This is a genomic window from Pseudomonas sp. A2 (assembly GCF_023100865.1).
GTDB classification, from domain to species: Bacteria; Pseudomonadota; Gammaproteobacteria; order Pseudomonadales; family Pseudomonadaceae; genus Aquipseudomonas; species Aquipseudomonas asiatica.
The window spans coordinates 4,152,881-4,166,098 of the sequence record NZ_CP039127.1 but is presented as its reverse complement, the minus strand read 5'-3'; the positions used below and the strand labels follow the sequence as shown (position 1 = coordinate 4,166,098).

The following is a 13,218-nucleotide window of genomic DNA, read 5'->3' as shown; positions in this document are numbered from 1 at the left end:
TGTAATTGGTTTCATGTGGTTTCAGTTCTAAAGCGCAGAGATGGCTGGGTGCATGCCAGGCGCAACATTTCTCAAGGCAAACACCTGGCAACCCTCACGTGCCCCCAAAGCCTCACCACCGCTAATTTCTCCCCCCGCCCATCCGTCCCCCTGTGTACACCTCAGGCCGCCACATGCCGCTGCGCCCACGTTCGCGCAGCAGCCGGCCCGACCCAACCAGACACTGGCAGGAACACCCCATGACGGACGCCTTCGAACTCCCGCTCTCGCTGGTCCAGGCCCTGGCGCAGCGCGCCGTGCAGACCCCGGACAAAGTCGCCTTGCGCTTTCTGGCCGACGCTCCCGGCGAGCAGGCCGTGCTCAGCTACCGGGACCTCGACCAGCGCGCACGCACCATCGCTGCTGCCTTGCAAAGCCGGGCCGGTTTCGGCGACCGCGCAGTGCTGTTGTTCCCCAGCGGGCCAGACTATGTGGCGGCATTCTTCGGCTGCCTGTATGCCGGTGTGATTGCGGTGCCGGCCTACCCGCCGGAGTCCGCGCGCCAGCACCACCAGCAGCGCTTGCTGTCGATCATCGACGACGCCGAGCCGCGCCTGCTGCTGACCGTCGCGGCCCTGCACGACAGCCTGCAGGGCCTGGAAGCCCTGACAGCGGCCAACGCCCCCGAACTGTTGGCGGTGGATGGCCTGGACCCGGCACTGGCTGCAAACTGGCGCGAGCCCGTGCTCAAGGGTGATGACATCGCCTTCCTGCAATACACCTCCGGCTCCACAGCACTGCCCAAGGGCGTGCAGGTCAGCCATGGCAACCTGGTGGCCAACGAACAACTGATCCGCCAAGGCTTTGGCATCGACCTCCACCCCGACGATGTGATCGTCAGCTGGCTGCCGCTGTACCACGACATGGGCCTGATCGGCGGCCTGCTGCAGCCGATCTTCAGCGGCGTGCCCTGTGTGCTGATGTCGCCGGGCTACTTCCTGGCCCGGCCGCTGCGCTGGTTGCAGGCCATCAGCGAATACGGCGGCACCATCAGCGGCGGCCCCGACTTTGCCTACCGGTTGTGCAGCGAGCGGGTCAGCGAGGCCTCCCTGGCGGGGCTCGACCTCAGCCGCTGGCGGGTGGCCTATTCTGGCTCCGAGCCGATCCGCCAGGACAGCCTGGCGGCCTTTGCCGACAAGTTCCAGGCCTGCGGCTTCGACCCGCAGAGCTTCTTCGCCAGCTACGGCCTGGCCGAGGCGACCCTGTTCGTCAGCGGTAGTCGCCGTGGCCAGGGCATCGCCGCGCTGGAGCTGGACGCCGGAGCCTTCGCCGCCAACCGTGCGGAGCCAGGCAAGGGCAGTGTGCTGATGAGCTGTGGCTACCCGCAGCCCGGGCATGCCGTGCGCATTGTCGAACCACAACGCCTGCAGGTGCTGGGCGACAACCAGGTGGGCGAGATCTGGGCCGCCGGCCCGAGCATCGCCCTGGGCTACTGGCGCAACCCCGAGGCCAGCGCCCGCACCTTCGTCGAGATGGGCGGCCAGACCTGGCTGCGTACCGGCGACCTGGGCTTCATGCGCGAAGGGGAAGTGTTCGTCACCGGTCGCCTGAAGGACATGCTGATCGTGCGCGGGCAGAACCTGTACCCGCAGGACCTGGAAAAGACCCTCGAGCGCGAAGTGGAGGTGCTGCGCAAAGGCCGGGTGGCAGTGTTCGCCGTCGAGCAGCAAGGCGAGGAGGGTATTGGCGTGGCGGTGGAAATCAGCCGCAACGTGCAGAAGGCGATCAAGCCCCAGGAGCTGATCAAGACCCTGCGCCAGGTGATTGCCGACGCCTGCCGCCAGGCCCCGGCCGTGGTCCTGCTGCTGAACCCGGGGGCGCTGCCCAAGACCTCCAGCGGCAAGCTGCAGCGTTCGGCCTGCCGCGTGCGCATGGACGATGGCAGTCTGGACTGCTATGCCCGCTTCCCTGAGGTGGGCGAGCCCGTTGCCACGGATGCCGCCGGCAATGAACTGCAGGCGCGCATCGCCGATGTGTGGCGCGACATCCTCAAGGTCGAGGCGGTGGCGGCAGACGACCACTTCCTGCTGCTGGGCGGCAACTCCATCGCCGCCACCCACGCCACCGCACGCCTGGCCGATGAACTGGGCATTGAGCTGGGCCTGCGCACCCTGTTCGAAGCGCCGATACTGGCTGACTACGCCAAGGCCGTGGCCGCGATCATCGCCGAAGGCGGTGGCCGGGTCGGTGCCATCGCTACACTGGAACGCACCCAGGCGCTGCCCCAGTCGCTGGCGCAAAACCGCCTGTGGTTGCTGTGGCAGTTGGACCCGCAATCGGCGGCCTACAACATTCCGGCCGGCCTGCAGTTGCGCGGTGAGCTGGACGAAAACGCCCTGGAAACAGCCTTCCAGGCGCTGGTGGCGCGCCATGAATCGCTGCGCACCCTGTTTGCCGAAGAGAACGGCCAGGCCCTGCAGCGCATCCAGGCGCAGCAGCCGTTCGACCTTCGCCGCCTGGACCTCGAAGGCCAGGCCGCCGAACAGGTCGCCGCCCAACGTGAAACCGAAGCTCGCCAGCCGTTTGACCTGACCCGGGGGCCGTTGCTGCGGGTGACCCTGGCGCGCCTGGACGATGAGCACCATCAACTGTGGGTGACCCTGCACCATATCGTCGCCGACGGCTGGTCGCTGAACATCCTGCTCGACGAATTCGCCAAACTGTACGCCGCCCACTGCCAGGGCCTCGAGGCCAACCTGGCACCGCTGACCCTGGGTTATGCCGACTACGGAAGCTGGCAGCGACAGTGGCTGGCCGCAGGCGAAGCCGAGCGCCAACTGCAGCACTGGAAGGAGCGCCTGGGGGATGAACTGCCGGTGCTCGACCTGTGTACCGACCACCCGCGCACCAGCCAGCGCGACCACCGCGCCGCTCGCTTCAACCTCAAGGTGCCGGCCAGGCTCACTGAAGCGCTCAAGGGCCTGGCCCGCGAACAGCAGGCCAGCCTGTTCATGGTACTGCTGGCCGGCTGGCAGGCGCTGTTGCACCGCTACAGTGGCCAGGCCGATATTCGTGTCGGCGTGCCCAACGCCAACCGCCCGCGCCTGGAAACCCAAGGCATGGTCGGCTTCTTCATCAACACCCAGGTGCTGCGTGCGCAGCTCGACGGCCGCCTGCCGTTCGACCAGTTGCTGGCCCAGGTGCGCCAGGCCACCCTGGATGCCCAGGCCAACCAGGACCTGCCGTTCGAGCAACTGCTCGAAGCCCTGCCCGAGGCTCGCGAGCAAGGCCTGTTCCAGGTCATGTTCAACCACCAGCAACGTGACCTGTCTGCGCTGCGCCGCCTGCCGGGCCTGCTGGCCGAAGAGCTGCCGTGGCACAGTCGCGAAGCCAAGTTCGACTTGCAGCTGCACAGTGAAGAAGACCACCAGGGCCGCCTGAGCCTGGCCTTCGACTATGCCGCCGAATTGTTCGATGCCAGTACCGTCAAGCGCCTGGCCCAGCACCTGTTGGCCCTGCTCGAGCAGGTGTGTGCCGGGCCGCAGCGGGCGCTGGGCGAGGTGCAACTGCTCGACGAGCCTGGCCGCGCGCAACTGCTGAGCTGGGGCGAGGCACCCGCTGCGCCGCCGCAACGCCTGCTGGTCGAGCAGCTCAATGAACAGGCACGCCTGACCCCGCAGCGCACCGCCCTGGTGTGGGACGGTGGCAGCCTGGATTACGTCGAGTTGCACCAGCAAGCCAACCGTCTGGCCCACTACCTGCGTGACAAAGGCGTGGGCCCAGACACTTGCGTGGCCATTGCCATCGAGCGTTCGCCGCAGCTGCTGGTGGGCCTGCTGGCCATTCTCAAGGCCGGTGGTGCCTATGTGCCGCTGGACGTCGATTACCCGGCCGAGCGCCTGGCCTACATGCTCGCCGACTGCAACGCTGGCCTGTTGCTGAGCCACAGCAGCCTGCTGGGCAAGCTGCCACAGGTGGACGGCGTCAGCGCCATCGCCCTCGACCAGCTGCACCTGGACAGCTGGCCAAGCCATGCCCCCGGGTTGCATCTGCATGGCGACAACCTGGCCTATGTGATCTATACCTCCGGCTCCACCGGCCAGCCCAAGGGCGTGGGCAATACCCACGCGGCACTGGCCGAGCGCCTGCAATGGATGCAGGCCAGCTATGTGCTGGACGACAGCGACGTGCTGATGCAGAAGGCGCCGATCAGCTTCGACGTTTCGGTGTGGGAATGCTTCTGGCCACTGGTGACCGGTTGCAAGCTGGTGCTCGCCGGCCCTGGCGAGCACCGCGACCCGCAGCGCATCGCCGCGTTGGTGCAGGCCCATGGCGTGACCACGCTGCACTTCGTGCCGCCGCTGTTGCAGGTGTTCGTCCAGGAGCCGCAGGCGGGTGCCTGCGGCAGCCTGCGCCGGCTGTTCTCCGGTGGCGAAGCGCTGTCCGCGGCACTGCGTGACCGCGTGCTGCAGGTGCTGCCACAGGTGCAGTTGCACAACCGCTATGGCCCGACCGAAACCGCCATCAACGTCACCCACTGGCACTGCCAGGCCACCGATGGCGAACGCTCGCCGATCGGCCGCCCGCTGGGCAATGTGCTGTGCCGTGTGCTGGACGACGAGCTGGAACTGACCGCCCCCGGTGTGCCGGGCGAGCTGTACCTTGGCGGTGCAGGCCTGGCCCGTGGTTACCTGGGCCGCCCGGGCCTCACCGCCGAGCGCTTCGTGCCCCAGGCTGACGGCAATGGCGAGCGCTTGTACCGCAGTGGCGACCGCGCCCGCTGGCAGGTGCAGACCGAGGCGCTGGAATACCTTGGCCGCCTAGACCAGCAGGTCAAGGTGCGTGGCTTCCGTGTCGAACCCGAGGAAGTCCAGGCCTGCCTGCTGGCGCAGCCGGGGGTCGAACAGGCGCTGGTGCTGATTCACAAGGATGCCATAGGCGCGCAACTGGTCGGCTACTACAGTGGCAGCGCCCAGCCTGATGCATTGCTGACGGTGCTGGCGGAACAACTACCGGCCTACATGGTGCCGGCACAACTCATCCCGCTGGCGCAGATGCCACTAGGCCCCAGCGGCAAGGTCGACCGCAAGGCATTGCCCGCCCCGGTGTGGCAGCAGCGGCAACACGTCGAGCCGCAAACCGAGTTGCAGCAGCAGGTCGCCGCCATCTGGCGCGAGGTGCTGAACCTGCCGCGCATCGGCTTGCAGGATGACTTCTTCGCCCTCGGCGGCCATTCGCTGCTGGCCACTCAAATTGTCTCGCGCACGCGTCAGGCTTGCGATGTCGAGCTGCCGCTCAAGGCCCTGTTCGACGCCAGCGAGCTGGGCGCCTTCTGTGCCGAGATCACGCGTATTCGTGCTGCCGGTGAGCGCAACCAGCAAGGCGCAATCACCCGCGTCGACCGCCGCCAGGCGGTGCCGCTGTCGTACTCGCAGCAGCGCATGTGGTTCCTCTGGCAAATGGAGCCGGGCAGCCCGGCGTACAACGTCGGCGGCATGGCGCGCTTGCGCGGCACCCTGCATGTGGATGCTTTCGAGCGAGCGTTGCAGGCGCTGGTGGTGCGCCACGAAACCCTGCGCACCACCTTCCCCAGCATCGATGGCGTGCCGTATCAGTGCGTGGCCGACGACAGCAGCCTGCACCTCGACTGGCAAGACTTCAGCGCCTTGCCCGCAGATGCCCGCCAACAACACCTGCAGCAACTGGCCGACGACCAGGCGCACCAGCCGTTCGACCTGGAGCGCGGCCCGCTGCTGCGTGCCTGCCTGGTGAAAGCCGAAGAGCGCGAGCATTTCTTCGTGCTGACCCTGCACCATATCGTCACCGAGGGCTGGGCCATGGACATCTTTGCCCGCGAACTGGGCGAGCTGTACGAGGCGTTCGTCGATGACCGCGAATCGCCGCTGGCGCCGCTGCCGGTGCAGTACCTGGACTACAGCGTGTGGCAACGGCAATGGCTGGAAAGCGGCGAGGGCGCCCGCCAGCTGGCCTACTGGCAGGCCCGCCTGGGCGATGAGCACCCGGTGCTGGCGTTGCCTGCCGACCGCCCGCGCCCGGCAGTGCAAAGCCACCGTGGCGAGCTGTACCGCTTCGAACTCGACCCGGCGCTGGTTGCCCGCGTGCATGCCTTCAACAGCCAGCGCGGCCTGACCCTGTTCATGACCATGACTGCCACCCTGGCCGCCTTGCTGCATCGCTACAGCGGCCAACGTGACCTGCGCATTGGCGCGCCGGTGGCCAACCGCATCCGCCCGGAAAGCGAAGGGCTGATTGGCGCGTTCCTCAACACCCAGGTGCTGCGTTGCGAGCTGGACGGCCAGATGAGCGCCGCGCAGTTGCTGGAGCAGGTACGCCAGGTTGCCATCGAAGGCCAGTCGCACCAGGACCTGCCGTTCGACCAGCTGGTGGAAGCCCTGCAACCACCGCGCAGCAGCGCCTACAACCCGCTGTTCCAGGTGATGTGCAACGTTCAGCGCTGGGCCTTCCAGCAAAGCCGCCAGCTTGCCGGCATGCAGGTGGATTACCTGGTCAACGACGCCAGCGCCACCAAGTTCGACCTGTACCTGGAGGTGACCGACCTCGACGGTCGCCTGGGTTGCTGCCTGACCTATAGCCGTGATCTGTTCGACGAACCACGCATCGCACGCATGGCCGAGCACTGGCAGCAATTGCTGGCGGGCCTGCTCGACAACCCGCAACAGCGCCTGTGCGAGCTGCCGATGCTGAGCAGCGCCGAGCAGCAGGTGCTGGTGGGCGAGTTGCAGGGCGAGCAGGGTCTCGCTCTCGACCAGACCGTGCACGGCCTGTTCGCCGCCCAGGCTGCGCGTACGCCACACGCTGGCGCGTTGAGCTTCGCCGGCCGGCACATGACCTATGCCGAACTCGACCAGCGGGCCAACCGCCTGGCCCGCGCCCTGCGCGAGCGTGGCGTCGGCCCGCAGGTGCGTGTGGGCTTGGCGCTGGAGCGTTCGCTGGAAATGGTCGTCGGCCTGCTGGCCATCCTCAAGGCCGGTGGCGCCTATGTGCCGCTCGACCCCGAATACCCGCTCGACCGCCTGCGCTACATGATTGAAGACAGCCGCATCGGCCTGCTGCTCAGCCAGCGCGCGCTGCTGCAAACCCTGGGGCAGCTGCCCGAAGGCGTGGTGCGCTGGAGCCTGGAAGACGACAGCGCCAGCCTGTCGGCCTACAGCGATGCGCCGCTGGACAACCTCAACCTGCCGCAGCACCAGGCCTACCTGATCTACACCTCCGGTTCCACCGGCAAGCCCAAGGGCGTGGCGGTCAGCCACGGCGAGTTCGCCATGCATTGCCAGGCGGTGATCGACGCGTTCGGCATGCGCAGCGATGACTGCGAGCTGCACTTCTATTCGATCAATTTCGACGCCGCCAGCGAACGCCTGTGGGTGCCGCTGCTGTGTGGCGCCCGCGTGGTGCTGCGTGCCCAGGGGCAGTGGGGTGCCGAAGACATCTGCCAGCTGGTGCGCGAGCAGCAGGTGAGCATCCTCGGCTTCACGCCAAGCTACGGCAGCCAGTTGGCCCAGTACCTGGCCGGGCAGGGCGAGCAGTTGCCAGTGCGCCTGGTCATTACCGGTGGTGAGGCGCTGACCGGCGAACACTTGCAGCGCATCCGCCAGGCCTTTGCGCCGCAGCAGTTCTTCAACGCCTACGGGCCGACCGAAACCGTGGTCATGCCGCTGGCCTGCCTGGCACCACAGACACTGCCGGCGGAGCTGGGCAGCGTGCCGATCGGCCGTGTCATCGGTAGCCGCACGGCCTACATCCTCGACGAAGACCTTGCCCTGTTGCCGCAAGGCGGTGTTGGCGAGCTGTATGTCGGCGGTGCCGGCCTGGCCCAGGGTTACCACGACCGCCCGGGCCTAAGCGCCGAGCGCTTCGTCGCCGACCCGTTCGGCAGCGAAGGCGGGCGCCTGTATCGCACCGGTGACCTGGTGCGCCTGGGCAGCGATGGCCTGGTCGAGTACGTCGGCCGCGCCGACCAGCAGGTGAAGATTCGCGGTTTCCGTATCGAGCTGGGCGAAATCGAAAGCCGCCTGCAGGCGCATGCCGATGTCGACGAAGCTGTGGTGCTGGCCCTCGACCTGCCAGGTGGCAAGCAACTGGTGGGTTACCTGGTGTGCGGGCAAGCCGCTGCCGACAGCGAGGCCCAGGGCATGCTGCGCGACGCGGTGAAAGCCGATGCCCGCAAGCACTTGCCGGACTACATGGTGCCGGCGCACCTGGTGCTGCTCGACAGCCTGCCGCTGATGGGCAACGGCAAGCTCGACCGCCGTGCGCTGCCGCTGCCGAACCTGGAACAGGCACGCCAGCAGTACCAGGCGCCTGGCAACGAGGTGGAAGCGCAACTGGCGCAGATCTGGCGCGACGTGCTCAACATTGCCCGGATCGGCGTGCAGGACAACTTCTTCGAACTGGGCGGCGACTCGATCCTGTCGATCCAGGTAGTCAGCCGGGCCCGTCAGGCCGGCTTGCAGTTCACCCCGCGCGACCTGTTCCAGCATCAGACCATCCAGACCCTGGCCGCCATCGTTCAGCGCAGCGAAGCCGCCAGCAGCATCGAACAGGGCCTGCGCCAGGGCCAGGCCGGCCTCACGCCGATCCAGCACTGGTTCTTCGACAGTGAAGTGCCACAGCCGCAGCACTGGAACCAGGCTGTTCTGCTGGAGCCACGCAAGCCGCTGGATGAGGGGGTACTGGAGCGAGCCCTGGCCGGCCTGGTGCAGCACCACGACAGCCTGCGCCTGCGCTTCAGTCAGGCCCAGGGCCGCTGGCAGGCCGAATATGCTTCGCTTGCCACCGGGCAATTGCTGTGGACAGCCACGGTCGCCGACTTCGCCGATTGCCAACCGCTGTACACCGACCTGCAACGCAGCCTCGACCTGGAACAGGGCCCACTGTTGCGCGCCTTGCTGGTAAATGACGGCCAGGGCGGCCAGCGCCTGTTGCTGGCTATCCATCACTTGGTGGTCGATGGCGTGTCGTGGCGCGTGCTGCTGGAAGACCTGCAGGCGCTGTACCGTGGCCAGCCGCTGCCGGCCAAGACCCACGCCATGGGCGACTGGGCCGCACGCCTGGCCAGCTATGCTGGCAGCGATTCGCTGCGCGACGAGCTGGGCTGGTGGCAAGGCCAGTTGGGTGGTGTGCGCCGTGAACTGCCATGTGATCACCCGCAGGGCGGCAACCTGCACCGCCACGCCCGTACCCTGGCCATCGGCCTGGATGTGGCGCAGACCCGGCAGTTGCTGCAGCAGGCCCCGGCGGCCTATCACACCCAGGTCAACGACCTGCTGCTGACCGCGCTGGCGCGTGCCCTGTGCCGCTGGAGCGGCGATGAAGAAGTGCTGGTACAGCTTGAGGGCCATGGCCGTGACGGGCTGTTCGAAGACATGGACCTGACCCGCAGCGTCGGCTGGTTCACCAACGCCTACCCGCTGAGCCTGCGCCCGCTGCCAGGCGAGGACGATGCGGCGCGGGCAGGCTCGATCAAGCGCATCAAGGAGCAGCTGCGCCAGGTGCCGCACAAAGGGCTGGGTTACGGCGTGCTGCGCTACCTGGCCGATACGGCAGTGCGTGAGCAGATGGCGGCCCTGCCGCAGGCACGCATCACCTTCAACTACCTGGGCCAGTTCGACCAGCAGTTCGACAGCACAGCCCTGTTCCAGCCGCTGGACGCCCCGGTCGGCCTGGCCCACGACCTCGATGCACCGCTGCCCAACTGGCTGAGTGTCGATGGCCAGGTGTATGGCGGTGCCCTGCAACTGCGCTGGACCTTCAGTGCCGAACGCTACGACGAGCGGACCATCGCCTGCCTGGCCGAGGCCTATCGTCAGGAGCTGCTGGCGCTGGTCGAGCATTGCCTGGCTGATGGCAACGGCAGTTTCACGCCATCGGACTTCCCGCTGGCGCACCTGACCCAGGCGCAGATCGACGCGCTGCCGGTACCGGCCGCGCAGATCGAGGACGTTTACCCGCTGACGCCGATGCAGGAGGGCATGCTGTTGCACACCCTGCTGGAGCCGGGTACTGGCCTTTACTACATGCAGGACCGCTACCGGATCAACAGCGCGCTCGACCCCGAACGCTTCGCCCAGGCGTGGCAGGCGGTGGTGGCACGCCACGAGGCGCTACGCGCATCGTTCAGCTGGAACACCGGCGAGGCGATGCTGCAGATCATCCACAAACCGGGCAACATGCCGGTGGACTATCAGGACTGGCGTGGCCTCGACGACGACGCCCAGGAGCAGCGCCTGCAGGCCCTGCACAAGCAGGAACGCGAGGCTGGTTTCGCCCTGCTCAGCGAGGCGCCGTTCCACCTGCGCCTGGTGCGTGTGGCCGACGAGCGCTACTGGTTCATGATGAGCAACCACCACATCCTCATCGATGCCTGGTGCCGCTCGCTGCTGATGAACGATTTCTTCGAGATCTACCAGGCCCTCGGCGAGGGGCGCCAGGCCCGCTTGCCGGTGCCACCGCGCTACCGCGACTACATCGGCTGGCTGCAACGCCAGGGCCTGGACGACGCGCGAGCCTGGTGGCAGGCCAACCTGGCCGGCTTCGAACGCGCCACCACGATCCCCAGCGACCGCCCGCTGCGCCACGACCATGCCGGTAGCGGCATGATCGTCGGCGACTGTTACACCCGCCTGGCGGTGAGCGACGGCGTGCGCCTGCGCGAACTGGCCCAGGCCCACCAGCTCACCGTCAACACCTTCGCCCAGGCGGCCTGGGCACTGGTGCTGGCGCGCTACAGTGGCGACCGCGACGTGGCCTTTGGCGTGACCGTGGCCGGGCGCCCGGTGAGCATGCCGCAGATGCAGCGTACCGTCGGCCTGTTCATCAACAGCGTCGCCCTGCGCGTGCAATTGCCTGTGGCGGGTGAGCGCTGCAGTGTGCGGCAGTGGTTGCAAGGCCTGTTGGAGCACAACATGGAGCTGCGCGAGTATGAATACCTGCCGCTGGTGGCCATCCAGGAATGCAGCGAACTGCCCAAGGGCCAGCCGCTGTTCGACAGCCTGTTCGTGTTCGAGAACGCGCCGGTGGAAACTGCCGTGCTCGACCACGCCCAGCACCTGAATGCCAGCTCCGACTCGGGCCGTACCCACACCAACTTCCCGCTGACAGCGGTGTGCTACCCGGGCGATGACCTTGGCCTGCACCTGTCGTTCGACCAGCGCTATTTCGACTACCCGACCGTCGAGCGCCTGCTGGCCGAGTTCAAGCGCCTGCTGCTGGCGCTGGTGCAAGGCTTTGAAGGGGAGATGAGCGCACTGCCGTTGCTGGGTGCGGAAGAGCAGCGCTTCCTGCTGGAAGACTGCAACTGCACCGCGCGCGCCTATCCGTTGGAACAGAGTTACATCGCGCAGTTCGAGGCGCAGGTGGCCGCGCATCCGCAACGTACCGTGGCCCGCTGCCTGGACGCGTCCTACGACTACGCCGGCTTGAACCTGGCGGCCAACCGTCTGGGCCATGCCTTGATCGCGGCGGGTGTGAACGTGGACCAGCCGGTGGCACTGCTGGCCGAGCGTGGGCTACCGCTGCTGGGCATGATCGTCGGCAGCTTCAAGGCCGGCGCCGGCTACCTGCCACTGGACCCGGGCCTGCCGGCGGCGCGCCTGCAAAGCATCATCCAGCTCAGCCGTACACCCGTGCTGGTGTGCAGCGCGGCCTGTGCCGGGCAAGGGCGGCAGTTGCTGGACCAGCTTGCGTTGGCGGCACGGCCGCAGCTGCTGGTCTGGGAAGACATCCAGGCCAGCCCGGTGGCCAGCCACAACCCCGGCATTCACAGCGGGCCGGATAACCTCGCCTATGTGATCTACACCTCAGGCTCCACCGGCCTGCCGAAGGGGGTGATGGTCGAGCAGCGCGGCATGCTCAACAACCAGCTGAGCAAGGTGCCGTACCTGGCGCTTGGCGAGCACGACGTGATCGCCCAGACGGCCTCGCAGAGCTTCGACATTTCGGTGTGGCAGTTCCTTGCCGCACCGCTGTTCGGCGCCAGGGTGGAGATCGTGCCGAATGCCATCGCCCATGACCCGCAGGGCCTGCTGGCGCATGTGCAGGCCACCGGCATCAGCGTGCTGGAGAGCGTGCCGTCGCTGATCCAGGGTATGCTGGCCAACGACCACCAGGCCCTCGATGGCCTGCGCTGGATGCTGCCGACCGGCGAAGCCATGCCACCGGAGCTGGCGGCGCAGTGGCTGCAGCGCTACCCGCAGATCGGCCTGGTCAACGCCTACGGCCCGGCGGAGTGCTCCGATGACGTGGCGTTCTTCCGCGTCGATGCCGCCTCGACCCGTGGCAGCTACCTGCCGATCGGCACGCCGACCGACAACAACCGCCTGTATCTGTACGGCGAGGACCAGACGCTGGTACCACTGGGTGCGACAGGTGAGTTGTGCGTGGCTGGCACCGGCGTGGGACGTGGCTATGTCGGCGACCCGGTGCGCACAGCGCTGGCGTTCATTCCCCATCCTCATGGTGCACCGGGCGAACGCCTGTACCGCACCGGAGACCTGGCGCGGCAGCGCCCGGACGGGGTGCTGGAGTATGTCGGGCGCATCGACCATCAGGTGAAGATTCGCGGCTACCGCATCGAACTGGGCGAAATCGAAGCCCGCCTGCACGAACAGCCAGAGATCCGCGACGCTGCCGTTGGCGTGCAGGAGGGCGTCAATGGCAAGCACCTGGTGGGTTACCTGGTGGCGCATCAGGGCGTTGCAGCCGACGCTGCGTTGCTGGAACAGATCAAGCAGCGCTTGCGTGCCGAGTTGCCGGAGTACATGGTGCCACTGCACTGGGGCTGGTTCGACAGCCTGCCGCACAACGCCAACGGCAAGCTCGACCGCAAGGCCTTGCCGGCCATCGACATCGGTGGCCAGCACAGCCAGGCCTACCAGGCGCCGCGCAATGAGCTGGAAGAGGTACTGGCCGGTATCTGGGCGGATGTGCTCAAGGCCGACCGGGTCGGGGTGCACGACAACTTCTTCGAGCTGGGCGGGCATTCGCTGCTGGCCACGCAAATCGCCTCGCGGGTGCAGAAGCAGCTGCAACTGAACGTGCCGCTGCGGGCGATGTTCGAGTGCAGCACGGTGGAGGAGCTGGCGGTGTATGTGCAGGGGCTGCAGGGCAGTGTGCTGGATGACGACAAGGTCGACCGGCTCAGTGACCTGATGGCCGAGCTGGAGGGGTTGTGACCTGAGCAGGTGAGGCCTGCACCGC

1 protein-coding gene is annotated in these 13,218 nt (G+C 67.3%); it reads left to right on the top strand.

Features of this window, described 5'->3' with window-relative positions; translation table 11 throughout:
- The first annotated feature begins 239 nt into the window (after window positions 1-239).
- A complete protein-coding gene (locus E5221_RS19245) occupies window positions 240-13,193 on the top strand; it encodes a non-ribosomal peptide synthetase (RefSeq protein WP_247846267.1) in 12,954 nt (4,317 codons plus the stop codon).
- Window positions 13,194-13,218 lie beyond the last annotated feature (25 nt).